This is a genomic window from Gordonia sp. NPDC003585 (assembly GCF_040610755.1).
Lineage (GTDB): Bacteria > Actinomycetota > Actinomycetes > Mycobacteriales > Mycobacteriaceae > Gordonia.
The window spans coordinates 1-24300 of record NZ_JBEXMX010000080.1 but is presented as its reverse complement, the minus strand read 5'-3'; the positions used below and the strand labels follow the sequence as shown (position 1 = coordinate 24300).

Here is a 24300-nt window from a genome sequence, read left to right as displayed (position 1 = left end):
AAACCGGGAAACCCTACGACGAAACCACCGCCTGGGCACACCGCAACGACCAAGCCGCTTGACAACTTGGACCCCTGGGATGTCTTCGAGGCTCGCACCTAGCCAGCGGAATGGGATCTCACCGCGACGCCCCTCCCACAAACGCGAGCGCATCATCGCCCTGGTAGCACGTCGGGTCTGCGTGATCCCCACGGCACTCGACGAGTTCGACGTCGGCCACCTTGCCGAACCTGATCGCGAAGGCGCGGGCGCCTGCGCCAGACGGGACGACGGTGTCGGTGGTGGAGTAGTAGAACCGGAACCGCTTGCCCGCGAACCGCTGTGGGTAGAAGGTGAGGGGATCGGCGCGATCGGGAACCGTACCGCCCCAGGCTGCCTCGATGAAATCCACCCCGCGCAGCGTCGGTGGGATTCCGGTGAGTGGCGAAATCCCGATGAGTCCGTTCACATTTCGATAGGCCGGCTCCGCCATCAGCCGCAAGGCGGCGACGGTGCCCATCGACTCCGACGCGAACTGTAGACGTGTTGTGCCGTAGCGGGTTCGAGCTGCACCGATGAGTGCGCGGTACTCGCGCAGAGCTGCGTCGTTGCCGAAGGAGTTGCCGCCCGCATTGGCCGACACGATGACCCACCCATTGCGCATGAGCGGCTCCGCGAAGTGTCGCTGTCGTGGGTCGTGGTCGAATTCGGTTCCATCGGAATCCATTCCGTGGAACCAGACCAGGATTCCGGCCGGTTTGAGGTTCTCCTGGCGGTAGGCTCGCATGTCCGGACCGAGCTCATCGGAGACGATTCCGGAGGACTGTTGTGATGTGGTGGCAGGATTGGTGCCCAGCACGCTGCATCCCGAAACCGCCGCGACAACGGCGGCGACAAGAATCGCGTAGATGGCACCGACCTGCCTGGACGTAGCGGTCATGTGCATGTGATCACCCACTTTCGGTGCCTTTCGCGTCCAATAACGACACGGCGTGCTCGGTGGCGAGGCGCAAGGCTGCGTCGACTCTGTCGATGGAGTGGTAGCGGGTGTCGAAGGATGCGGACAAGTCATATCGGTCTCGCATCATCGGCATCAGCAGCGCAATGCCGCGGGGGTCTGCAGGCTCGGTCAGTGCGCTGAACACGTGTGCGTCGAAACCGCCGAGCCAGGCGCCGTCGGGCATGTCGTCGAGCCCGAGTAAGTGGCTGAAGGACAACACCGTCGCGGATTGCGCTGTGACCGGTTCGTCGGTCGCCTCAGAGCGTGCTTTTCGCCGTCTTGTCGACATCCACTGGCCGAACGAGATGGCGAGCATCGCCGCCAGTGGACGTCCTGAGGTGAGTGCGTCGGCGAGCTCATCTTGCAGCAGTCTCGGCGAATATGGCTCGGAGAAAGGAAGATTCAATCCAACCGCCGCGTTTCCGAGGCAATTGCGAATCGCCGGGTCGTATCGCCGACCGTCGACCACGACGTGGACATGCGGGGCCAGCTCAACCCCGACCTCTCGCATCGCACGGGTCAAGACGGTCATCAGGAGCACCGCCACCGAGACGCCGGGTGTGTTCGAGTCGCGCCATCGGCGCAGTGCGGTGAGGTTGGTTGATCGCAGCTGTGCCGATCGCGTGCACCAGGTCGATGCCTCTGGTGAGGTCGGCGACTTCTCATCGTCGACCTTGCGTGAGTGAGCATCCGGCGTCGACGGCGCGTGTCGCCTACTGAAAGTTGCGCGTGCGAGTGCGATGAGAAGTCGAGGGTCGGACCGGATATGACGCGCGAGCGACTGCGCAATGTGTGGTGTGACCTCTGGCGCCCCCGCCCACGTCGGTGTCGAATCCGGTTGGTATCGCGTCAAGTACAGCCACAGCTGGACAACCATCACACCGTCGAACACGCCGTGCGGGATGTCGGTGATCAGATAATCGTCGGCGATGTAGATCCGCAAACCGAGTGGTGTCGGCTCAGACGAGTGCAAGAGCGCGAGCTTCTCCTGGATGGTCAAGTCCACGGTGTCAGGAAATGCGGTGTGCCAGTCAAGCACCGCATGCAGGAGAAGGTTGGGGTCGTAATGCCATGTCCGGCTGCCTGGAACCCGGATGATCCCGAGCCGGTTTCCGGCCGAAATCCACCCCAGCCGAAGCAGATCGGCGGTCAGGCTACTGACAGTGGGGACCCGCACCGGACCCATCGCCACGATCACGCGAGAATCGCCGCGCGCGAGGTCGAGTCGGGTGGGCTTGACCGACCGCACGGCGTCGGCCCCCGTGGTTGACATACGTTGTGGTGCAAGTGTCATGGCGTACCACCCCCGCTCGGCTCGGGCTTGGGTGGCGCAGCCCGCTCGCTTGCCGTGAGATGTCCGAAGTGGCGGAACGGCTTCGGCTTTCGGCCTTGCGACCGTGCCGTCAGCAGAGCTCGTGGTCCGGCGATGAGGCCCGAGAACTCGGCGCGGGCGGCACCCGTGACGCTGGGAACCGATGGGGCAGAACGCGGTTTGGCACGCCCGTAAAACGATGTCACGAGATGTGCCACGGCCGAACCGGCGCGGGCAAGCGCAAGCGGCGCTAGGTCGCGATCAAAGGCGATCTTGGTGAGCCATGCGCCAAGTCCCAGACCGTACCCATGTGCCTGCGCGGACAACGCGTCGTCGTCGTCGCGATGCTGATGCCAGGTGATTGCATCCGGTTCGAACACCAGCGTGTGACCGGCGACGATGGTCCGCACGAACCAGTCGATGTCTTCGCCGCCCTTCGCCGGTGATCCGGCTCCCAGTGCCTCGTCGAAACCACCTAGGGCAAACGCGACCGAACGGCGGACCGCAAAGTTCGCACCGGTGCCATAATCGCCTACCCGGAACGGGAAGAGCTTTCCGTGCGACGGATCGTCCCGGCGGTATTCGCGACGTTCGAGACTGTTCGCCCAGCGCACCCGCTGCTCGAAGGTGCACTGGGCAGCAGTCCGTAGTTGTGCCGCGGGCACAAGTCCGGTCACGCAGGCCACCGCCGGGTCCGACAGGGGCGCAACCAGGCGCTCCAGCCAGTATCTGTCGACCACCACGTCGTCGTCGGTGAAGGCAACTATCGCGTGGGTGGCGGCTTCGAGTCCTCGGTTACGCGCCGCAGCCAGACCGGGTACCGAGGCGTGGATCGCCCGCACTCGTGGGTCGGCCAGCGAATCGACGTAACGCCACGTATCGAGCGTGGTGGCCGCGTTGTCCACAACCACCACCTCGAATTGCGGATAGTCCATCGCCAGCAGAGATTCGACGGCACGTGTCGCTGCGGCGGTGCGATCTCGTGTGCACAGCACCACGGACACGGGCGGAAGATCTGCTGGCACCGAGTCGTGCGCGGCCCGCTCGGGTAGCCGTGACATCTCGCGGCACACTTCGCGACCGAGAATCACCCCGTCGTCGATGCCCACTTCGATGAACCCGAGGACGGTCCGGCCGTTGCGCACGAGCAGTCGCGCCTGCTGGTACCCGTCGGAGTCCAGCGCCTTGACCGTGTCCGCATAGGGTTGTGACAGCTGCACTTCGCCGATCCAGCGGCCGTCTTCGGTCGTGGGTGGGCCGTCGCCACCCAGCACTGGCGCGAGTGTGTCGATCTGCTCAGCTTCCATTGTTTGTCCTCGGTTTGTCGTAGGAGTCGTCTTCATCGCGGCCGACGTGGTGTCCCGCGGCGTGGGGATCGGTGACTGGGGCGAACCATTGGCATGCCCTGTCTTGCAAGTTTGTTCGATGACCATCCGTGATCGCGGCCAGGCGCGATCGTGCGCTCGGCGAGTTCATCTGACGGCCCAGCGCGGTGGCGATGTGCCCGCCGGTGACCTCGGCAAAGCCGGCGACCGCATCGCCGAGACCCGACGCACGCATCACGCCCTCGGATTTCGACGAGAAGTAGGCGATTGCGAAAGTCGGTGTCCCCGAGAGAGTTGCCAGGACTGCGGCGTGTAGCCGTACGGCGATCATGCAGGCCGCACGCCCGTACAGCGCAGCCAGCTCGGTGGGACTCAGATCCTCGTCGGCATACGACGCGGGTATCTGGTGCCGGTCCAACGCGGCGTGCAGCCTGTGGGAGATCGGGCGGTCGTCCTCGATACGGGTAGGACCCAAGGTGTGTGCGACGACGAGGACATGATCGATGAGCCCGGTTCGGCGCAGTGTCGCTGTTGCGTCGATGATCTGGGCGATGACCCGATCGTTCGCGCCGTCCTCCAGCGAGGGATGCGCACGCATGGCGATTACTGCGGTCCTTGCCATCTCGGCGGGGACGGCCGTCACCGCCGCATCGACCCGCGAGCTGTTGTCGGAGGTGATGGCGTAAGCCATATCTGGTGCGAGTTCCGGCTTCGCCAAACCGAGTTCGCGCGCAACCGTCAACGATTTCTCGTCGCGGACGACGGTGTGGTTTGCCCCGCCGAGCATCCGGGCGGCGAGCCGGCGTGCGGCGGGCCGTGAGGCGGGGAAGGGGCCAAGCGTGTGGCCGAGCAGTACGGTCGGAATACCCATTCTGCTCGCAGCGGTCAGTGGTGCCGCCAAGGTGAACAGCCGGGCGAGGCTCACCACCGGCTGTACCGATGCGTCGGTGTACAGGTTGGAGCCGCCGACGCCGACAACGAGATCGGCATCGGCGAAGATGCGCCGGTAGCGTTGCGGCACGCGGCCGAAAGCCATTGCGGCGGCAGGTGACAACAGGCGGGAGAACCAGATCGGGACGTCGACGAGTGGTGACGCGTCATCCCGTCCGCGGAGCTCCGACGGCATCGGATTGGGCAGCAGAACGGCATCCGGGCGCCTTCGGGCGATGTGGCGCATCGCATCATTGCCCTGATCGGGGTTCTCGGTGAGTCCAACGACGCTGACCGTCGCATGCGGACTCACGTGCGTGGCGAGACTCAGTACGCCCTCCGTGATCGCTGAGTCGCCCTTGTTGTCATCGTGCCACGCATTCACCAACACGATGTGGGGCCGGCGTGCGGCAGGCCGCGACGCTTGGGGGACCATCGAGCCGATCACCTCCGTCATGCGGATCCCTCCTGGACTCGAAGGGCATGCTTTCCCCGGGTCAGGCCGATGAGGCCGGCGAGACCCGCAACCAACGAGCCGACGCATGCCCCGACGGCAGCGCCGACCGCGCCCCACGCGATGATCGAGATCACCAGGAACGGCACGGTGATCACACTCGTGGCGAAGTTGGTGACGAGCAGCGCGCGGGTGGCCAGCGACGCCCGCAACACCGCGGCCCAGACGACAAAGCTGACACGCAGAATCGATGCGAGACATAGCACGGCGAGGGTGAGCCAGAGGGTTTGATGGTCGTATCCGTCGCCGAACAGCTCGAAGAGCACCGGTGCCGTCACGATCAGGCCCAGCGCGACGGCGATGACCGCAGCCTGACTCACCCACCAGACCCGGACGATCACCTGTCGCGGCTCGCGTGCGGTGGCTAGGTGTTTGGTGAGTGCCATCGCAGCGCCGATGGAGACGAAGTCCAGACTCTGCGCGATGGGCAGCATCAACGCGAGGATCGCTCCCTGAACCGGCCCCGCCAGCCATGTCGTGAGAAACGGAGCCGCGAGCAGGACTCCCATCGAGACCAGGCTCGCCGTCCCGTCCCGCAGTGAAAAGACAAGCAGCGCACTCCGTTTGTGTTCGCGGACCATTCCTACGGGCGCGAGATTGTGCCCGACGAGCGGCGGCGCCATCCAGGCGACGAGGGCGATACCGATCGTCGCGGCGACCAGCGACGCGGTCACCGCACTCATCGGCAGCGCCACCAGCAAGGCGATCGGCAGCGCGGCCGCCTTGAGGACGCTGACTCCCAGATTGAGCAGTGGCAGTCGCCGAGCCGCCGACAGTGCGGTGAGCACGGTGTCCTTGAATGTGAAGAAGGCCAGGACAACCGATCCCAGCGCGATGACCACGGTGGTGCGCGCCGATGCCTCGCCGACGGTCAACGCTCCCACGACTCCAGCGACCGCGCCGGTGACGAGGGCGCCTACTCCGACGATCGTGATGGCTTCGAGCAGACGCTGACGACGACCGGCTGCATCCGATGCTGGGATCATCGCAGTGATCGCGTTTCCCGGACCGGATGCGGCCACCGCCCCGGCGGTGGTCATCAACGACAGCACCGCCGTCTCGATTCCGAGTTCATGTGGTGGTATCAGGCGTGCCGCGAGCGTCCAGAACGCGATGCCGGTCGCCGCCGACAACGCGGAGGTGACGATGAGCGCGACCGAATCGACGGCAAGTGGTGTCGAACTGAAACGCGCGAATGGATTTCGTCGCCGTAGGCGTCGTTGGGTACTCGGAGATACAGCCACCGTCACCGCCTCCCGGGGCCTGCGTGCTCGCGAGGCTTCGCGAGCCTGCGCAGGACGGCCGCGTTCGCCGCCGCCTGTGAGTCGATGCCGTGATGCGCAAGGGCATGATCGCGAGCCGCCGCGGAAAAGGATCGTCGGGTCTCCACCGAACCCAACAGCCTGGTGACCGCTTGGGTCAGCCCCGCACGATCCCGAGGCGCGATGACATATCCAGATACGTTGTCGCGCAGAGCTTCGCGAACGCCGGCTGCCTCGTAGGCCACCACCGGAACGCCGGTCGCCTGTGCCTCGACCAAGCCCAGCGGCATTCCTTCGACGAGGCCCGTGTGCACGAAGACATCGGCGGCTGCCAACAGATCCGCAACGTCGTTGCGCGCGCCGAGGAATCGAATTGCGGGTTCGGGCAAGGCGGAGGCACGAGAACACATTTGGGCCTCGTACTCGGGGTAGGCACTGGTGGAACCGGCGACAACCACCGTCGCCGCATGACCGATGGCGTCGGCAAGCACGATGAGATCCTCGATGTGCTTGCTCGGATCCAGCCGGGTCGCTGCCAGCACGATCGGCCGGTCAACCGACAGACCCGCCTCGGCGCGAATCCTGCGTCTCACCGCGTCACCGGAGGCCGGGGCGAAACGAGCGGTGTCGACTCCGTTCTGAATCACCGTCACCCGCCGTCGCAGCCGGGCGGCCACCGTGTCGGCTACCGAGTTGCTCACCGCAATTGAGTGATTGGCGGATGCGATGGCAACGTCACGAAGTCCGGCGCCAACTCCCGGCACCGGTGTCTCGTGAAGTGTCAGTACCGTTCGTACACCCCACATGCGGGCTGCGACAGCCGCGTCGAGGTGGGTCCAGTGTGAGTTGGCGAGCACGAGTTGGTAACCGCCGCTCCGGACTTCACGGGCGATGCGACGCGGTGTCGACGCCGATCGGCCGGCCTCGGAGATTGTCCGGCGAAGGCTGATTCTTCCGCCGTCGCGGATCGACCGTTCGACGGGAAGTGGCATCGGCACAACTGGCAGGTCGTGATCGTGCCAGTAGCGATACTGCTCGAGATCGGGTGGGCACCCAAGCGTGAACTCGATCCCCATCGCAGCCAGGAGCGGATGCAAGCGCAGCAGGTATTTCTGAGCACCCCACAGTCCTGGGCCTTGGTCCAGCACCAGAACACGGATTGGCTCGGAGCAGTGTCGAGAGTCGCTGAGGAGGTCGTTCACCCGTACAACCTCACCCAGTCGACGCTCATCTCTGCCGGCAGCGCACCGATGCCGGCAGCGCCCGGCCAGTCGCCGCCCACGGCGACATTGAGCACCAGGAAGAACGGATCGTCCATCACCCAGACCGACTGTGGCGGTAGGTCCTCGAGTCCGACCGTGAAGACCTCGTGACCATCGATACCGATTCTGATATGGCCTTTCGTGCGATCCACCCAGTAGACGTGATAGCCGTCGGGGTCTCCGAGTTGACTGGGCGGTACCGCCTTCTGCACCTTCCACGGCGTCTTGTCGGCGAGGTTGGTGCGGGGGCCGATGGCGCCAACCGAGTTGTTCGGCCAGGTGTTGGCGAGTTCGAAGATATCGATCTCGCCGGATTCCGGATAGCCGACGACGTCGATGCTCGACCCGAGCATCCAGATCGCCGGGTGAATGCCCTGGCCTTCCGGAAGTTTCGCCCGGACCGCAAGGACCCCGGCAGACATTCCCATCTTGCCGTTGCTGTCGATCCGGGCAGATGTCACCTGGCTGCCGTCTCGCCGCGCCACGATACGCAGATTCCCGCTACCGTCCAGCGAGAGATTGTTGGGAGACGCCGTGTACACTTGCTTTTCGCGGTTTCCCCATCCTCCGCCACCTTGTCTGATGTTCCACAGCCGTGCGCTCGGCAGCGTCCCCGCCGAGCCGTTGAACTCGTCGGACGACACGATCCGGAGGTTCGGATCGACCTGAAAGCGGTCTCGCGACTCCTTGTCGGCCGCTGAGGCCGCCACGGAGCCGGTAATCGCAAGCCCCGCTGTGACTATCAGGACGCCGGCGATCAGCAATGCAGGGGTTCCCTTGGCTCCGTTCGGCGTGGCGAACAGTGTCGTCACGTATCGCCGCGCGGCCGCGGTGGTTTTGGTGAAAATAATTGTCCCCCTTGATAGATGGCTTCGACCAGTCACCACGGCTCACGGTCCGTAGGGGTGTGGTGGTACATGAAGATGATGGTGTCCGCATCGGTGTGGAATCGGACGAAGTTGGGATTCTCGTCCAGAAGGGAGACGAGGATTTCGATTGCGCCCTTGCGGAAGTAACCGAAGTAGTCGCTGTACGCCGACATCTGGCGAGGCAGGACGAGGTAGAACTTTCCCCCGGTCCCTGCCCCGAGTCTGACCAGGAATCGCATGTCCTCTGGAGTTGGAAAGCCTCGGGCCATCGACTCTTTGAGGAAGATCAGTGCCTTGTCGTAGCCTGGGTTGGCCTCAGCAAGGCGAACGTAGTCGGCTGTCGCCCTCGGAGGCCATCCAGAAGGGCCGATCTGGACGATCACTGTGGACGGCTCTGCTTCGGCAAGAATCTCCTGACTCATGGTCACTTGACCACGGGTCAACTGGATGTAAGACCAGCCACCGTAGTAGCTGTGCAGGGCACTGACGCCGACGATAGTCATCGCGACCGCCATTACCACGGCCTTGCGCCGCAGCGTGAAACCTCGCGTCCTCTCGGGTCCGCTCGCGGGCCCGAACAGGGCTTTGTCAGCGGCGATGCCCACCAGGACCGAGCATCCGACCAACGAGTACAACAGGACGCGGAATATCGCCTCGCCCCCATAGCTCTGGCCGCCGAGCAGGAGTCCGGGCGAGAACGCTATCACTGGAAGTGCAAGGTCCCGACGCCCATGTCGCCACAGATAGATGAAGGCAATTGCGGCGGCAGCCCACACGGTGAGGAACACCGCACGGTCGACATCCTGAAGCACGGTGCGCGCCAATGAGTCACCAGGAAGGTTCGGCAGATTCGTCTTCGAGTTCTTCAACGGATTCGCCCCGGTGAAACCACCGTAGTGAACAATCCACGGTATGCGAGGCACGATGAACGCACCGAATATCGCAATGAACGCTCCGACGAACCAGATCGGCCTGACATGGTTGAGCAGGGTGAGGAGAACAACGCAGATGAGCAACCAGACCGGAGTCAACTGGTGGGTCACGACGACAACGGCGAACAGTGGGAGAGCGTAGTACGCGGTACCGGTGTCGGTCTTGGAGCCGACCAAGAGCGCCAGCACGGTGATCGCAATGATCATCGCGATCGCCTGCGGCGAATAGTAGTCTTGGCCAACCCAATTGACGAGCTCCGCGCACATCACAGCGATCAGGGCGGCCTTCGATGATCCGCCGAGCGCCCGACCGAGACCCCAGATAGACAAGGCGAGGAGCACATGGGTCGCCGGAGCAAACCAGTGCGCGACGTCCGTTGGGGCAATTCCGGTGGTGTCACTGAACCAGGCGCCGCCGACAAAGAATCCGGGCCAACTCGAGTAGATGTCGATGAAACTGGGAGGGAGGGTGGACTCCTTGCTGATGTAGTCGACCAACCCGATGTGCTTGTAGGTCCAGGAGTAGATCGGTACATCGGTCAGCAATGTCGCCGTCACTCGGATGGCGACGATGGTCCCGAGGATCGTGATCACCGCACCGGGTGTGTCGTCGGCGACGAGGCAGGCAACAAAGACGCAGATCAGGGTGACGAGACACGCAGCAAGCAACACGCCGCCCACCGTGAACATCAGGCCGAACAAGCCGAATTCGGTCCGCCACAGTGTCATCAGGCCGGTCACCCAGAGGACTGCGGCCACTCCCAATGCCGCCATTCGTCGGGACCACAGTGCTGCCATTGCCGGGACGCAACCCAGCACTGAACGCTGCACCAATTCAATGGCCTCGGTTCGGCGCTGCTCCGTTCGCAGGGCGACTGCACTCGACGCCAGGCACACGGTGGCGAGCGTGATGGTCACCGCCGCAGCGGAATACCACCCAACCCAGACCAGGACCGTGCCCAGCGCGATAGGTGCGGCGAGACCGAGTGCCAGATACAGCGCCAGCTTCAGGTGGGTGGCCGGACGTACCGGAACACATACTGCTGCGCCGAACCCGGCCAGGATCAGTGGCAAGAGCAGCAGGAGCCGCAGCGTGGGGGGTATGTCGAAGAATGTGCATAGGGCCAGTGCACCGGAAGCGCCGGCAATCAACGGTTCTGATGCCCGGCCATTGCCGGACACTGCAGAGTTGTCGACCGCAGGCAAAGTTGCTGCTGGCTCGATTGTTGTGGCGATCGTGCTACCTCCTTGGCAGACCGCACAGAGGCAAGCATCGCGGAACCGCTCGCACATGTCGGCATGTGCGAGCGAGCCCGCGGTGGTCTTCTGTGTCCGCAACACCCCGGTCGGGGTGGGTGAAACCTCAGGCCGCGCCGGCGACCTCGAGGTTGTCGGTTCCGGCGATGGCCCGGCCCAGCCGAACACGCATCGCGCCAACCCGATTGGGTGTTGCCGGAGCGGGCTCGGCCGTCTTCTCGACCGCCACCCTCTCGTCGAAGATGGTTCGCAGAACCCGGATTCCGTCGCTGACTGCGTTCAGATTGCTCTCGCCATGGATGCGGTCGCGCTCGTAGCTGGCGATTTCGGCGATATCCAGTCCGGACCGTGCGACCCTGATGTTCATCAGGGTCTCGACCTCGAATCCGTCACCCCACTGTGGTTCGGTGAGGGCCGGATCAGGCATGTTGATGATCGGTAGGCAATGACGCCAGAAGGCGTTGTAGCCGTAGCAGAGGTCGGTGAAGCGGGCCGAGTAGAGATGGTTGACGATGCCGTTGAGTCCCAGGTTGCCCAAGCGGCGCAAGCGGGTGATGTCGGAGCTACCGCCACGGTAGGTGAAACGGGAACCCTTGGCGAAGTCGGCACCATCGCAGAGCGCTTGGACGAACATCGGGATCTCGGCGGCGTCCGTGGAACCGTCGGCATCGATCATGACGATGATCTCGCCCTTGGCGGCCGCAAAACCGCAGGCCAGGGCATTACCCTTGCCCTTGCGGGTCTGCTGGATCAGGCGTGCGTGTGGCCAGAGCGATCGAGCGACGTCGAGCGTGCCGTCGGTCGAGCCACCGTCGACGACGATGATCTCCGCTATGCCGTCCGGCATGCGTTTGGCAACATATGGAAGGTTCTTCGCCTCGTTCCGAGTCGGCACGATGACGGAGACATCACGATGTGGAAGGCGCATTCCTCATTCCCCCGAAATAGGATGCTGGTTAATAGGCGGTGAACAGCCGATGTCCGCGCGGTGCGGCATCGATGTCGCCGGTGTGTCGGGCGAAATCTCCCACCGCAGTGGCCATCTCACCCGAGGTCAAGAGTGAGGCCTTCCGGGGTTGGGCGCAACTCCGTAAATCGGCGCGATTGTTTTCCCGATTCGGCTCTTCGGGGTGAAGAATTGACGTAATCACTTGGGGGGCAGTTAGTTACGCGTACATGCAATCAAATGCATGTGACCCTCTGCTGTGATTGCTCTCACTTGCAAGCACCTGCAGGTCGATGCCAAGCCGTTCTCGGCGCATACTTAGTCGCATGAGTTCGGGGGCTCTGGGTGGCGCTGACGTCACCGTCATCATCTGTGCGTACACCCATGATCGGTGGAACGACATCTGCGACGCGATCAAATCCGTTGTGCGACAGTCGCTGAAACCGGCAGAGTGTCTGGTGGTCGTAGACCACAATCGGCCGTTGGCCGACGAGTTGACCGCGTTCGTGTGGCGGTGTGATTTCCAATCGATGGTGACGGTGATCCACAGCACCGGGCCGCGCGGCCTGTCCGGGGCTCGGAACTCGGGCGTCGCGCGGGCCACTACGGCCATCGTCGCGTTTCTCGACGACGATGCGGCAGCCGACCGCGAATGGCTGGCCGAACTCGTCGCAGCCTACGATTCGGACGATGTTCGCGGGGTAGGCGGACACGTCCGTCCGCGGTGGCCCGATCGCGTACGTCCGGGCTGGTTCCCTTCGGAGTTCAACTGGGTCGTCGGTTGCAGTTACACCGGTTCGCCGACCGAGGTTGCGGAGGTCCGGAACTTCATCGGCGCCAACATGTCCCTTCGCCGAGACGACGTGATGGCCGCGGAAGGCTTCCATACGGGCCTTGGACGCGTCGGCAAGACTCCACTGGGGTGCGAGGAAACCGAGCTGTGCATCCGCATCCGCCAGCGCAGGCCGGGCGCACGGATGATGCACGTTCCTGCCGCGTCAGTAGGACACCGGGTGAGTGCCGATCGCGTGACGATTCGGTACTTTCTGCGCCGGTGCCACGCGGAGGGGATCTCCAAAGCGGCGGTGTCTGGACTCGTCGGTAGCGCGGACGGATTACAGAGCGAGCGCCGGTACACCATGTACGTTTTGCCGCGCGGGATTCTCGGTCGATTGAGTCGGGTGGTCGGGACGAGCGCTGGTGTCCGGCAGCGCGTGGATCTTGCAGCGCAGACCGTGGTCTTGGCCGGTGGTCTGCTCACGACGACATTCGGCTACGTCCGTGGACGCACCACTGGGGCGGCGATCCCGGATCGGCTGACCCCTCTACATCTGCGCGTCGTCGGAGATTCGTACAAGGTGACCGACGCTGCCTCCGGAGGATCGAAATGAGTTCATCCGCAGAGTCTTACGGCCTACGTGGGCTCGCCGTCGCAGTGTCGGCGATTGCCTTATCGGCTCTCGTGCCGATTCTTGGCGTGCCTCCGGCCCAAGGTGCGCCGCGCCTGGTTCCGGTGGCGTCAGCTGCGGTGTCAGAGGAGTTCAACGGCGCGGCCGGAGCAGCACCGGATCCCTCGGTCTGGACCTACGACGTCGGCGGTGGCGGTTGGGGCAACGATGAGAAGCAGGTCTATACCAATGATCGCTCCAATTCCCGACTGGACGGACAGGGCCGCCTGGTCATCGAAGCGCGCCGTTCAGGGAACACCTATACCTCTGCCCGTTTGACGACGCGAGGCAAGTTCGCCTTCACGACCGGCCTCATCGAAGCCCGGATCGCGACACCGCGCGGCACCGGCTTGCATCCCGCGTTCTGGCTGCTTGGCACTGACATCGCGACGGTCGGGTACCCGGCATCCGGCGAGATCGACATCATGGAGTTCGTCAACGACGGAGCCAGCTGGCACACCGCTCTGCACGGGCCCACGACGACCGGTGGTCATTGGCAGAAGACGATGGCCGGCGAATTTGCGGGGCAGTCCGACGACTTCCACGTGTATGGCGTGTATCGGTCGCGCGGCATGATCGCGATGCTGATCGATGGCAAGGTGATCAGTGTCTACACTCCCGCGACGCTTCCTGCCAACGGGCGTTGGGTGTTCGACAAACCGATGTATGTCCTGCTCAACCTGGCGGTGGGTGGGCGTTGGCCCGGTCCGGTCAGTCCAGCGACCGACTTTCCGGCACGAATGACCGTCGACTGGGTGCGCTACCATCCGTGAATGTCCGCTGGTGGGGAAGGGCCGCTCGTTGAGGCGGTCGATCTGGTGCGTGAGTACCAGATGGGGGAGCAGACCGTCCGGGCGCTCGACGGCCTGAATCTGAGCATCGACGGTGGGCAGTTCGTCTCCATCGTCGGGCCGTCTGGGGCAGGCAAGAGCACGCTTCTGCACATTCTGGGTGCACTGGACACCCCGACGTCGGGCACCATCACCGTCGACGGTGTGGACCTCGGCAGCCTCGACGACGAGTCGGCGTCGGCCTTCCGGCGCACGCGCGTGGGCTTCGTGTTCCAGTTCTTCAATCTGGTCCCGACGATGTCGGCGTGGGAGAACGTCGCGTTGCCGCGTCTGCTCGACAACCGATCGCTGCGCAAGGCCAAGCCGTGCGCCGTCGAGTTGCTCGAACAGGTCGGGCTCGGTGACCGCGTCGACCACCGGCCGTCGGAGTTGTCCGGCGGGCAGATGCAGCGCGTGGCCATCGCGCGGTCGCTGATCATGGACCCGACGATCCTGCTCGCCGACGAACCGACCGGCAATCTCGACTCGAAGACCGGTGCATCGGTGTTGGACCTCCTCGCCGACGTCGCGCACGACGCACCCGACCGGCTCGTCGTGATGGTCACCCACGACCCCAAGGCGGCCGGCGTGGCCGACCGTACGATCACCGTCGCCGACGGAAAGATCGCCTGATGCGCGGATTCCTCACGGGATTCACGCGCATCCGCGTGCTGAATCTCCGGGAGATCCGCACGCACCGACTCCGCGTCGTGACGTCGTTGTCGGTGGTGATCGTGGCGTCGGCGCTGCTGATCGCGGTGCTGGGCACCTACGGATCGATGACGCAGTCGGTGCGCGAGTTCAACAATGCCATCACCGGTGCCGCTCAGGTCGAGGTCGCCGCGATCGCCGACTCCGGCGTCGACGCGAACCTGGTCGGCGAGATCAAACGTGGCCTACCCGACGCCAAGTCGGTGGTCCCGCTGATTCGCAATTCGATTGTGGTCGAGGGCAAGTCGATCATCCTGCTCGGCTCGGATCTCCGCGCGACTGCGCTGTCGAGCGATCTGCGCGACGCCGCGGGAACGTCGTCCGGTGCACTCGCCGAGAACCTCGACTCGGGCATCGTCGCGGGTGCGGGTGCGGGCCTGCGCAAGGGACAGCAGCTGCGCATCAACGACATTGACGTGACCGTGGTGGATGTGGTCGACGGTGCACAATCGGCGGCACTCAACAACGGCAACTTCGTGTTCGCCTATCTCGGCCTGGCGCAACAGCTCACCGGTCTGGACGGTCGTGTGGACTCGATCCTCATCGTCGCGCAGCCCGGCGCCGACACCAACCGTCTTCGTGGCGAGGTGGAGCGCATCGTCGACGGCCGAGCGGTCGTGGTGGACCCGGGATTCCGTGCCGAGCAGGTGGAGCAGGCGAGCTCCGTGACCCGTGATTCGACGCTGCTGGTCTCGTTGGTGTCGTTGGTGATTGCCGCGTTTCTGGTGTTCAACACGATGAACATGGCGGTAGCGTCACGGCGCAGTTCGTTGGCCATGATTCGTGCTCTCGGAGCCCGGCGGTCGCATCTCGTTGGCGATTTGCTCGGGGAGGCCGCGATCTTCGGCCTCGTCGGTGGCGTGATCGGTGTGCCGCTGGGCATTCTGGCCGGCCGCGCTGCCATCAGCCAGTTGCCCGCACCTTCGGCATCGTCGGCGTTGCCGGAGATTGCCTACCACTTACCCTGGTACGCGCCGGTGATAGCGGTGCTGGCGTGTGTGATCGCCTGTGTCGGTGCGACGACGCTGGCTGCGCGGTCGGTGTTCGCGGTGTCTCCCGTGGAGGCGATGGTGCCCGGCGAGGTCGCCGACGCCCACGCCCGACGCGGACCGGCGGTGATCATCGCGGCCGTGGCCGGGCTCGCGACCCTGATCGGTTCATGGGTGATCGTGCAGGAAGTGCCCGGCCGCCCAGCGATTCTCGCAGGCGCTGTCTATGCGATCGGTGCACTGTTGCTGTGTTTCGCGCTGAGTGCGCCGCTGTGCTGGGTGGTGGTGCGCGTCGCGCGGTGGTTCCGTGGACCCGGCCAGTTGGCGTCGGTGAACACCGAACGCTCGCCGCGGCGGGCCTGGGCGACCCTGATGACCGTGGCCGTCGCGATCGCCGTCGGCATGGGAACCTCTGGCGCACTGGACAATATGATCTCGTCCATCTCGAGCTCCCTCGACGGCCTCGGCGATCCCGACTTCTGCGTGTCATCGGCGACGGCCGACGAGGTGCCGGTGGGCCCGATCCTCGCACCGGAGATCAAGGCGCAGGCCGAGCAGATTCCCGGAGTCAACGAGGTGATCGGCGGCCAGTGGGCGACGGTGAACATCGGTCCCGACCGCGCGCTGATCCAGGGCATCGAGCCGGGATCCAAGGCACCGTTCATGCGCAAGGCATCCGCCGACGCGGTGCGTCAGGTACTCGCGGGTGACGGCATCCTGTTGTCGAACGTGTTGGCGCGTGTGCTCGATGCCGGGGTCGGCGACACCGTTCGGTTGGCCACCCCCACCGGCTATCACGAACTGGTGGTGCGCGACACCGTCGACTATGTCTCCATCGGATCGGGGACCGGAGCGATATCCAATGCTTTGATGGCGCAGTGGTTCTCCCGATCCGGCGACACGTACCTGCAGGTGCTGACGGATCCGGATGCCGACGAGGCTGCTATCCGTGGACGTCTCGAACAGATCGCTGTCGCGCATCCAGGCACTGGCGGCAAGCCGGTCAGCGTCTACACCGGTGCGCAAGCGCTCAAGGCGACGCAGGACCAGGTGCAACAAGCAGGAGCGTTCACCATCGCGATCCAGTGGATCGTGGCGGCCGCCGCAGCGGTGGCCCTGTTGAACACTCTGCTGCTGTCGGTGATCGAACGACGACGCGAGCTCGGCGTCCTTCGTGCTATGGGGGCCTCGCGAAAGTTCGTGTCCCGCATGGTGCTGGCCGAAGCGGCTGCCGTGGCGCTGGTCGGATCCGCCCTCGGATTGATCCTCGGCACAGCACTTCACCTGTTGAGCAATCGCATCCTCAGTGCCACAACGGCTCTCGAGGTCATCTACGCACCCAGGCCGACGATCCTGATCTTCGTCGGCGCTGCCGTCGTGCTGTGTCTGGTCGGCGCCCTGGTGCCCGCGATGCGGGCGGCGCGGATGAACATCAGCGAGTCGATCCTCAGCGAGTAGCGGACTTGGCTTGGTGGCCCATCTCCGCACGGATCTGTTCGACGATCTCCCGATCGACCTCCTCGGGCATCTGCTCCCACGAGTTCCGTTGGTGCCATGCGTATCTGGCGTCGGCATAGCGTCGTTGAAATTCGTCCTCGTCGGCCCGATCGGGGTCGAGCTCCGGGAACTCGCGCACGAGATCCTCCCGCGTGGTTCCGGGCGGCGACTTCAGCGCTGCGACGATGAGCGGCGACAACCCCTCGAGTTCGATCGACATGTGACTCCTAGTAGTTGAAGGTATATCTTCGACCCGAAATTTCGCTGCCTGAGGTGCGACGAGCGCTAGCGAGGAGCCTCGAAGGCCTCGTGACGGTCGCTGCATGGCCGCCCAATTGCCCTGTCTCACCAGCCCTTCGAGACTCTCGGCTAGCGCCTCGAGCACCTCAGGGAGCGGAGGTGGGTCGGCGTGCGTTGTTGGAGGCACTCCCGCGAGGAGCCGCGAAGACACCACCCGGTGATCATCCCCCGGGCCCGGCACCAGGATTCCGGTCGTCCGGCGGAAGTGCCGGAATCGTTCCGGGAAGCGGTTGGCTCGGATTGTCCGGCGCTCTGGCACCATCGTTGTACACCTTTTCCCAACCGGATTTGGTCATGTTCTCGCCAATCCATTTCGTGTATTTGCCGCCATGATCGTCATACTGGTCCAACAGCTTCCAGTCGAGGACTCCGTTCTCGTCCAGGCACGCCTCGAATTGGTGGCGAAGTCCTGGGTGTGTGCTCAACACGCCGGCGAAGTACACAAAATTGAACTCATTCGGATCATTGAACGTAGGCTCCGTCTTGTATTCTTTAAGTTCTTTGCCTTCTATTTCATCGGGATTAGGCGGGGGACCGAAGATCGACTGTTCAAGGTCCGGTGGTACGAGCGCATTGATGACGGGGATCGCCGGGTGGGGGATCGCTGAGATCAAGTTCCGGGTCAGAGCTGCCGCTTTCATGTCGTGTTCGTACTCGGCCATTTGTCCCTGGTACGCGCTTTCCTTGAGATGTGCCCACTCGGTGGTCCAGCCCTCCTTCATCGCGGCGCCCAAGAACCCGACCACCTTCCCGAGTTGTGGAGCGTCGTGGGCCCCCGCCTGATATGCGAGGTAGAGCTGCCACTGCGTGCCTGCTCGGTGTGCCATGCCGGCCGCTGTGGGGTCCGAGTTGAGTGTCGAGAAGACACGTTGCAATTCGATCTGCGACAGCTCTCCCGCGCCGTACTTGGGAATGCCGAGATCGTAGAACGTGCCGGCGAAGTCGCCCAGATACGGCGCGAACGATCTGGCCAGAGTCTGAGTGAGGTGCGGGCTCCCGAGACCGAGATCCTGCCCGATGGCGACGTTGGTCTTGTCGCCGAAGTAGTGCCCCAGAGCAGTCGCCGATTCGGCGGCTTCGCGTGCGAGGAAAGGATTGTCGCGTGCACCGGCGCTCTCTCCGATCCACGAGAACAGGCTGTCGATCCCGCCGGGCTTGTCGCCCCACTGATACTGGAACAGCGCATCCAGATGATGGTCGGCGTTGTAGTGCGCACCGTCGGGCATGGTGACGTCCATGTTCTGGCCGGTGATGAAGTCGTGGACGGCAGTCGTGTCCTGGCCGGCGAGTTGGAAGGTTCGGTTGAGCAGGTCGGTTGTCTGATCGGCTGTCAGGATGAGGCCCGCTCCTTCGATACTCATCGGCTTCTTGCCGACGGCCCCGGCGATCTCCGAAGCTTGTTTGAAGAGGCCTCGGTCGATGTCGGTGCCGAGTCGGAGCCCGCGATCGCCCTGTTGGAGGAACTCCGTCAGCAACTGGAGCTCTTTGATCCGTGGGACGCGGAGACGGTCGGTAGTTTCCGTGCCGTATTGGCCCGATTGGTGCTGGTGGACTCCCTGAACCAGATTGTCCGTCAGCAAACTTCGAATCGATGCGGGCACCACGCGCATCCCGCCGCGATCGCCGCCGCGTGTCGTCAGTTGTGGTGTGCTGACCATCTGCAGGCCGTTGGCGAGGAAGCGTTGGATCTGCCGCTTCTGGTCGCCTGAGCCGAGGCCGACGATATCGGCGACGGATTTGCCGTTGAGGCCGAGCGCCAATGCGCGGAGGAAGTCATACTGCCCCTGCGGGATGTCGACCGGCCGTCCGAGCCGCAAGGCCCGGAGCCGTTCGGGTGGCAAGGTGCAGGCTGCCCGGAGTGCTGCCATCTGTTCGGGGGTCAGGGCACCGCCGCGCAGGAGGGCGTCGACGATGTCTCGTGCCAAGCCCGCACTCAAACCCGCAGCGGGCGGCGCCATCTCGCCGAGTCGGGCGAGTGCGGCCCGTATCGCCGCTGCCGTTCGCAAATCTGCGGCACCGAGGTCCGACGCCCACTTCTGCAGTGTGCGTTGCCCATTGCTCGCAATCTGCGCGCGTGCCGCCTTGAGTTTTCGTAGAGCATCGATCGCGATCCGGTCGTCGCCGGCGACCTGCTCCGCCGTCGCGTAGTTGTACGTGTCACGCACCGACCAGTCGCTGTCGACGCGATAACTGTCCGCCTCGTAGGCCGACGCGGTCTGCTTCAGATCCCCGGCCAGATCCGACATCGCCGTATGCCCGCGCATGATGGTCGTGGACAGTGAGGTGAAAGCTGCCGACAACCGGTTCAGCTGCGTGTATTCCCTTGCCGCGCGGTCGGTTGCGACAGCCCGCGCTCCGCCCGACCAGTCGAGTCCGAAGATGGTGTCGCGGGTGGTCCTGGCGTCGTGGGCGGTCGAGGTGGCATAGCTGGAGGCCGCCTTCGCGGCGGGCGGCATGTTCGAGAAGTCCAGGGCGTAGACCTGCTCCTTGGTGAGGGCCACCTCAGCGTCCTCGCGGGGGACGATTCAGATCCCCCAGTGCGGCAAGCCTGTTGGCCGCCGACATATCGGTGCCGGTGTACTCGTCGGCGGCGCGCTCGAGCAACGATTTCCACGCCGACCGTCGTCCACCGATCACCGCGATCGCCGACGCGACGCCATCCATGCACTCGCGTAGCGCAGCACGAGTCTGCAGCCCGTCCAGGCCGGTCCCGGCGAACATGAACTCCTGCCGCGCCCGTGCCGACGTCGGGGGCCACTCCGGTCCTCCGAAGCCCATGGTGACATCGAAATTTCGTGCAGCTGTGCGTAGTTCGGATGGGTCGACCATCACAGGTGTCGGTGTCATTGTGATTCCCCCCGTCTGTCGATGGCTTGAGACTAGCGTCGTATGAGACAGCCTCGGCAGAATTGTCCACAGCCCACGGGCGTTGATGGCTATCCTCGAAAGCATGAACGGACCCCGGCTTCTCTCGCTGGATGATTGGCGTGCGTTGCCGGTCGACGAGGGCGCTCGGAGCGAACTTCAGGAAGGCGTGCACATCCGCTCGCCCCGACCCGGCAAGACGCATGCGCGCGTCATTGCTCGGTTGCTGACCCAACTCGCCTCTCAGCTGCCGGCTGACCTGGAAGCGTTGCCGGAGGTGGAGATCGTCGTCGTTCACCGGCCTCCGCCGACCGTCCGAGTGCCCGACGTCGTGGTCTGCACGGCCACCGCCGACGATGCCGTGGCCGTTACCGATGTCCTCGTGGTCATCGAGGTGATCTCCCCGGGGTCGCGACGGACCGATCGCGTGACCAAGCTCAGCGAGTACGCGGAGGCGGGCATCCGGTTCTATTGGATCGTCGACCCCGCCGATCGCGCGATGACAGCACTCGAGCTGACCCCGGCCGGATACCGCGGCGAGGCGCACGCCGGCACCTATCAGATGGCCGGTCCCGTCGACCTCGTCATCGATCTCGACGCGCTGTAAGACCAGCTCAACACATGCATTCGAAGGACCTCAAACCCGGTCGTCAAGAATTATTGACATCCTCGACCTGTCAAGATAACCTGACATCATGCACGACGACGAGAACAACTCAGATCAGGCCCAAGGCGACCTGACCGGCGCTGCCACGAGTGGTGATCCGGCTGAGGGTCTCGCCGCGGTCCGTGCCTTGCGCACACTGGCCGACCGGTTGGAAGACATCCACGTGGCCAACGCCCGCAGCGCGGGCTGGAGCTGGCAGGCGATCGCGGAGGTACTGCAGATCAGCCGCCAGGCCGTGCATCAGAAACATTCACAACGTGAGGCCCGCGATCGGGCCGAGAAGGAGTAACAACCATGTTTGGTCAGTTCACACGAGACGACAAGATGATGATCGGGTTCGCCGTCCAAGAGGCGAGCGACCTGTCCCACAACCACCTCGGAAACGATCACCTGATCCTCGGGATGCTGTGCAATGCGCGCAGTCCGCTGTTCGCCCTGCTGGGTGAGCAGGGGCTGACGCTGGCCGGCGCGCGGGACGTGGTGCGGGAGTTCCATGCCCAGCAGGATTCCGAGGAGTCCGAGGCCGCCGACGATCAGGCCGCCGAGGAAACTGCCCAGCAGCGGTACGACGAAGACCGAGAAGCCCTGCGCGGCATTGGCATCGACCTCGACAAGCTGCGTTCCGCGGTACGCGATCGCTTCGGCGAAGACCTCAGCGAAGGCTGGGGAGAGCGTGAACCGCGCGGACGCGGACGTCGCAGGGGATCCGACGGCAGTGGACCCGACGGCTGCGGACCCCGCGGTCGTGGACGTGGGCGGCGCGGTCACCACGGACACGGACACGAAGCCCGCGGTGGATTCGGTCCCGGTGGGCCCGGCTTTGGGTCCGGCCCCGGTGGTTTCGGCCCCCGTGGTTTCGGTCCGGGCGGACCGTTCGGCCCGGGGTTCGACGACGAGGCCGGCAACCCCTGGGAAGCCGGACGCGGACGCCGCGGCCCGCGCGGCCGGGGTTCGCGACCACGCTTCGCCAAGGAGACCCGGGAGGCATTCGGCAAGGCAGTGGAGATCGCGCGTGAGCGCGGCGACCGCTCGCTGCGGGCCGAGTACCTGCTGCTCGGCATCATCGACACCGCCGACGCCGCGTCGCGCGCCGTGATCGATTCGGCCACCAACGCCGACGATCTCAAGGCCGCAGTGCTGGCATCGTTGCCGGAGGTCGAGGCCGGGGTGTAGTCATCCGGTCCAACTGAAACGAGAATGGACGCTGCCGTCGGCAGCGTCCATTCTCGTTCGGCTCAATTCATCTGCTCAGATCGAGATCAGTAACGGACCCCCGAAAGACCGACCCACACGGTCTGACCATTGCGAGTGGGCTTGATGCTCTGTGTGACAGCGTGGGAAATGGGGAAGCGCTCCGGCTTGGTCTTCCCGGGCTTCTTCGCGCACCACACCTGAGCGCTGACTTGCTGAGACTTGTTCAGATTGACCTTCGCGTAAACGAGGTCATCGCCCCAGTCGAATTTGCCGCCCGTGGTCCACGTGTTGCCGACAGCGGCGAGAATGGCGAACACCGAGCCGCCGGCCGGGCAGTTGCCCAACCACTTGGGGAACGAAATGTAGATCCAGCCCGTACTTGCCTGTGCGGGTGGCGTCGCCACGGTTGCCCCACCCACAGAGCTATCGACAACGCGACCAGCATCGCGATTGCAGACCTTCGAATCACACTCACTTGCCCTCCGCGAGTTGAACTCAGTGAGCTGATTCGATCACGCCGCCAGACCGACCCGGTACCGTCGATCGGACGAAATCGGCCGGGCTCAGCCCAACGCCAACGCCACCGCTGTCACCACCGACCACGCCAGCATCGCCTGCCCGGTCGCGCCGAGCGAGGGAATCAGCGCCGGTCCCAGGGCACCCGCACGGACTGGTCGCAGGGCCACCCACACCAGCGGCACCACGAGCAGTCCGACCAACGCCCACCACGTCGCCAACACCAGCACGACGGTCATGACGAACGGCACCAGCAACAGTTCGGTGTAGAGCCGTCGGGTTCCCGCATCACCGAGTCGCACGGCGAGAGTGATCTTGCCCGACTCGCTGTCACTGGGGATGTCGCGCAAGTTGTTCACCACCAACACCGCTGTGGAGAACGACCCGACAGCTACCGCCGAGGCCAAGCCGGCCCAGTCGACCGACCCGACCGTCACGAACTGCGTGCCGAGCACAGCGACCAGCCCGAAGAACACGAAGACCGCGACCTCACCCAGCCCGATGTACCCGTACGGGCGTTTGCCGCCTGTGTAGAACCACGCGCCCGCGATCGCCACGGCGCCGACCGCCACCAGCCACCACGCCGTGGTCACCGCCAGCACCAATCCCGCGACCGCCGCGATCCCGAAGCAGATGAACGCGGACGACTTCACGGCGCCGGGGCTCGCCGCACCCGACCCGACCAGCCGCATCGGACCCACCCGGTCGTCGTCGGTGCCACGGATGCCGTCGGAGTAGTCGTTCGCGAAGTTCACGCCGACGATCAGCGCCAAGGACACCACCAGTGCGAGCCCGGCCTTCCACCACGAGATGTCGTCTATCCGCAGCGCGGCGCCCACACCGGCGACGACGGGTGCCACGGCATTCGGGAGCGTCCGAGGACGTGCGCCCTGGATCCACTGCGATGCGGTTGCCATTGCATCATCGTGTCACGAGACCGACAGTGATTGGACACTGCCACTGTCGGATTGCAGGTCACGTTCCGCGGACTGACCAACTGTTTGGATGCCGTAATTGGCGCTGGCGTGGTGTCACAGAGGGCACGTGCGTTCAAGCAAGGCTGAATTCTCGCCTATCGGTGGCTCGATCAGACGCAACTGGCGGGCACGTTGGATTGCCGAGCATCAGCCGGAGACGTAATTGGACGCCGACCTTGGTAAAGCATCTACCCCACGGTGGTAAATGCGCTGTAATGGCTCCTAGTAATCGAGGTGGACAGCCTCCGATGAAGATCAGAATCTCGACGCCGTTCGGACAAGAAGGTAGAGGGACATGCTGAAGAATGCGCTTGTGGCGTGCACGGTTTCTCTAATTGCGGTTATTGCATGGGGTATGACCGCTCGTTGGCCAAGCGGCGCAACCGCCTCGGCAATCGCTCTTGGACTGATTACTGTCGGCTTCGTTGGGGCACTGCTCGGACGACGTGTCGCACAGTCCCCGCCTGTTGGAGGTAATCCGATTGATCCCTCCAAAGAGATGGCCTACTGGCTTCTTGGATTCGTGGTCGTGTCGATCGCGGGCGGATTGGTCGCATGCGGCATCTTCGCCCGATGGAAGGCAGAAGCTGTTGTTCCATGTTCAGTCTTGTTGTCGGCGACGCGGGAGAGTCCCAGGGGGTGGTGGGGTTTCGGTCCTGACGTCAGCTGAGCCGGTCGTGACTGGTCCGGCGTGTCGTGGGGGCTTGGGGTGGGCCAT

Annotated in this window: 21 protein-coding genes; 7 read left to right on the top strand and 14 right to left on the bottom strand. The window is 64.5% G+C overall.

The features are described 5' to 3' along the window. Positions 1-118: 118 nt before the first annotated feature. The 9 genes from ABZW74_RS19425 to ABZW74_RS19385 all read right to left on the bottom strand — a co-directional run bounded on the left by ABZW74_RS19425 (position 119) and on the right by ABZW74_RS19385 (position 11570). Entirely contained in the window at positions 119-919 is an 801-nt protein-coding gene (locus tag ABZW74_RS19425) for a hypothetical protein (protein WP_355278573.1), read from the bottom strand. A gap of 10 nt (positions 920-929) precedes the next feature. Then, complete coding sequence (locus ABZW74_RS19420) at positions 930-2252, bottom strand: hypothetical protein (protein WP_355278570.1); 1323 nt, start codon at positions 2250-2252, stop codon at positions 930-932. Positions 2253-2269: 17 nt separating this feature from the next. Continuing rightward, positions 2270-3598, bottom strand: a complete 1329-nt coding sequence (locus ABZW74_RS19415; RefSeq protein ID WP_355278568.1) for a glycosyltransferase — start codon at positions 3596-3598, stop codon at positions 2270-2272. Beyond that, positions 3588-5003 (bottom strand): polysaccharide pyruvyl transferase family protein, encoded by a 1416-nt coding sequence (locus tag ABZW74_RS19410; RefSeq protein WP_355278565.1) that lies wholly within the window; start codon positions 5001-5003, stop codon positions 3588-3590. The genes ABZW74_RS19415 and ABZW74_RS19410 overlap by 11 nt, the downstream gene beginning before the upstream one ends. Further along, complete coding sequence (locus ABZW74_RS19405; RefSeq protein ID WP_355278563.1) at positions 5000-6304, bottom strand: oligosaccharide flippase family protein; 1305 nt, start codon at positions 6302-6304, stop codon at positions 5000-5002. Before ABZW74_RS19405 ends, ABZW74_RS19410 begins: the two co-directional genes overlap by 4 nt. A 2-nt stretch (positions 6305-6306) precedes the next feature. Beyond that, positions 6307-7470 (bottom strand): glycosyltransferase family 4 protein, encoded by a 1164-nt coding sequence (locus ABZW74_RS19400; protein ID WP_355278576.1) that lies wholly within the window; start codon positions 7468-7470, stop codon positions 6307-6309. A 50-nt stretch (positions 7471-7520) separates the two neighbouring features. After that, complete coding sequence (locus tag ABZW74_RS19395; RefSeq protein WP_355278561.1) at positions 7521-8348, bottom strand: glycoside hydrolase family 16 protein; 828 nt, start codon at positions 8346-8348, stop codon at positions 7521-7523. Between the two features lie 116 nt (positions 8349-8464). After that, complete coding sequence (locus ABZW74_RS19390; RefSeq protein WP_355278558.1) at positions 8465-10567, bottom strand: hypothetical protein; 2103 nt, start codon at positions 10565-10567, stop codon at positions 8465-8467. A gap of 181 nt (positions 10568-10748) precedes the next feature. Further along, complete coding sequence (locus tag ABZW74_RS19385) at positions 10749-11570, bottom strand: glycosyltransferase family 2 protein (protein WP_355278555.1); 822 nt, start codon at positions 11568-11570, stop codon at positions 10749-10751. A 344-nt stretch (positions 11571-11914) separates the two neighbouring features. Here ABZW74_RS19385 and ABZW74_RS19380 point away from each other — a divergent pair, with 344 nt between their 5' ends. The 4 genes from ABZW74_RS19380 to ABZW74_RS19365 are packed head-to-tail and all read left to right on the top strand — an operon-like array spanning position 11915 to position 17024. Beyond that, entirely contained in the window at positions 11915-12979 is a 1065-nt protein-coding gene (locus tag ABZW74_RS19380) for a glycosyltransferase family 2 protein (protein WP_240859622.1), read from the top strand. Beyond that, positions 12976-13809 carry a glycoside hydrolase family 16 protein gene (locus tag ABZW74_RS19375; protein WP_240859625.1) on the top strand — a complete coding sequence of 278 codons (834 nt, stop codon included), beginning with the start codon at positions 12976-12978 and terminating at the stop codon, positions 13807-13809. Before ABZW74_RS19380 ends, ABZW74_RS19375 begins: the two co-directional genes overlap by 4 nt. Further along, positions 13810-14499, top strand: a complete 690-nt coding sequence (locus ABZW74_RS19370; RefSeq protein WP_355278551.1) for an ABC transporter ATP-binding protein — start codon at positions 13810-13812, stop codon at positions 14497-14499. Beyond that, the gene (locus ABZW74_RS19365) at positions 14499-17024 is read left to right on the top strand and encodes an FtsX-like permease family protein (protein WP_355278548.1); all 2526 of its coding nucleotides are present in this window, start codon (positions 14499-14501) and stop codon (positions 17022-17024) included. The genes ABZW74_RS19370 and ABZW74_RS19365 overlap by 1 nt, the downstream gene beginning before the upstream one ends. On the opposite strand, the gene ABZW74_RS19360 is transcribed toward ABZW74_RS19365, so the two are convergent. The 3 genes from ABZW74_RS19360 to ABZW74_RS19350 form a co-directional block, all read right to left on the bottom strand. Then, positions 17014-17283, bottom strand: coding sequence for a hypothetical protein (locus ABZW74_RS19360; protein ID WP_240859630.1), 270 nt, complete (start codon positions 17281-17283; stop codon positions 17014-17016). The two genes, ABZW74_RS19365 and ABZW74_RS19360, sit on opposite strands and share 11 nt — an antisense overlap. A 241-nt stretch (positions 17284-17524) precedes the next feature. After that, positions 17525-19864, bottom strand: coding sequence for a hypothetical protein (locus tag ABZW74_RS19355; protein WP_355278545.1), 2340 nt, complete (start codon positions 19862-19864; stop codon positions 17525-17527). 1 nt (position 19865) lies between these two features. Further along, positions 19866-20210 carry a hypothetical protein gene (locus tag ABZW74_RS19350; RefSeq protein ID WP_240859640.1) on the bottom strand — a complete coding sequence of 115 codons (345 nt, stop codon included), beginning with the start codon at positions 20208-20210 and terminating at the stop codon, positions 19866-19868. 103 nt (positions 20211-20313) lie between these two features. Between ABZW74_RS19350 and ABZW74_RS19345 the strand changes: the two genes are divergently transcribed. The 3 genes from ABZW74_RS19345 (at position 20314) to ABZW74_RS19335 (ending at position 22068) form a co-directional block, all read left to right on the top strand. Further along, positions 20314-20835: a Uma2 family endonuclease gene (locus tag ABZW74_RS19345; protein WP_240859641.1), complete on the top strand. Its 522-nt coding sequence runs from the start codon at positions 20314-20316 to the stop codon at positions 20833-20835. 88 nt (positions 20836-20923) lie between these two features. Continuing rightward, complete coding sequence (locus ABZW74_RS19340) at positions 20924-21184, top strand: helix-turn-helix domain-containing protein (RefSeq protein ID WP_240859643.1); 261 nt, start codon at positions 20924-20926, stop codon at positions 21182-21184. Between the two features lie 5 nt (positions 21185-21189). After that, positions 21190-22068 carry a Clp protease N-terminal domain-containing protein gene (locus ABZW74_RS19335; RefSeq protein ID WP_355278541.1) on the top strand — a complete coding sequence of 293 codons (879 nt, stop codon included), beginning with the start codon at positions 21190-21192 and terminating at the stop codon, positions 22066-22068. A gap of 86 nt (positions 22069-22154) precedes the next feature. Here ABZW74_RS19335 and ABZW74_RS19330 read toward each other — a convergent pair whose 3' ends face one another. Then, positions 22155-22493 (bottom strand): hypothetical protein, encoded by a 339-nt coding sequence (locus ABZW74_RS19330; RefSeq protein ID WP_355278538.1) that lies wholly within the window; start codon positions 22491-22493, stop codon positions 22155-22157. 159 nt (positions 22494-22652) lie between these two features. Further along, complete coding sequence (locus tag ABZW74_RS19325; protein ID WP_355278535.1) at positions 22653-23522, bottom strand: 1,4-dihydroxy-2-naphthoate polyprenyltransferase; 870 nt, start codon at positions 23520-23522, stop codon at positions 22653-22655. Between the last annotated feature and the right edge of the window lie 778 nt (positions 23523-24300).

Coding starts and splice junctions, on each gene's coding strand:
- ABZW74_RS19350 (WP_240859640.1), bottom strand. CDS start 20,210: ATGACACCGACACCTGTGATGGTCGACCCATCCGAACTACGCACAGCT.
- ABZW74_RS19380 (WP_240859622.1), top strand. CDS start 11,915: ATGAGTTCGGGGGCTCTGGGTGGCGCTGACGTCACCGTCATCATCTGT.
- ABZW74_RS19325 (WP_355278535.1), bottom strand. CDS start 23,522: ATGGCAACCGCATCGCAGTGGATCCAGGGCGCACGTCCTCGGACGCTC.
- ABZW74_RS19425 (WP_355278573.1), bottom strand. CDS start 919: ATGACCGCTACGTCCAGGCAGGTCGGTGCCATCTACGCGATTCTTGTC.
- ABZW74_RS19370 (WP_355278551.1), top strand. CDS start 13,810: ATGTCCGCTGGTGGGGAAGGGCCGCTCGTTGAGGCGGTCGATCTGGTG.
- ABZW74_RS19345 (WP_240859641.1), top strand. CDS start 20,314: ATGAACGGACCCCGGCTTCTCTCGCTGGATGATTGGCGTGCGTTGCCG.
- ABZW74_RS19360 (WP_240859630.1), bottom strand. CDS start 17,283: ATGTCGATCGAACTCGAGGGGTTGTCGCCGCTCATCGTCGCAGCGCTG.
- ABZW74_RS19415 (WP_355278568.1), bottom strand. CDS start 3,598: ATGGAAGCTGAGCAGATCGACACACTCGCGCCAGTGCTGGGTGGCGAC.
- ABZW74_RS19340 (WP_240859643.1), top strand. CDS start 20,924: ATGCACGACGACGAGAACAACTCAGATCAGGCCCAAGGCGACCTGACC.
- ABZW74_RS19335 (WP_355278541.1), top strand. CDS start 21,190: ATGTTTGGTCAGTTCACACGAGACGACAAGATGATGATCGGGTTCGCC.
- ABZW74_RS19410 (WP_355278565.1), bottom strand. CDS start 5,003: ATGACGGAGGTGATCGGCTCGATGGTCCCCCAAGCGTCGCGGCCTGCC.
- ABZW74_RS19420 (WP_355278570.1), bottom strand. CDS start 2,252: ATGTCAACCACGGGGGCCGACGCCGTGCGGTCGGTCAAGCCCACCCGA.
- ABZW74_RS19365 (WP_355278548.1), top strand. CDS start 14,499: ATGCGCGGATTCCTCACGGGATTCACGCGCATCCGCGTGCTGAATCTC.
- ABZW74_RS19375 (WP_240859625.1), top strand. CDS start 12,976: ATGAGTTCATCCGCAGAGTCTTACGGCCTACGTGGGCTCGCCGTCGCA.
- ABZW74_RS19385 (WP_355278555.1), bottom strand. CDS start 11,570: ATGCGCCTTCCACATCGTGATGTCTCCGTCATCGTGCCGACTCGGAAC.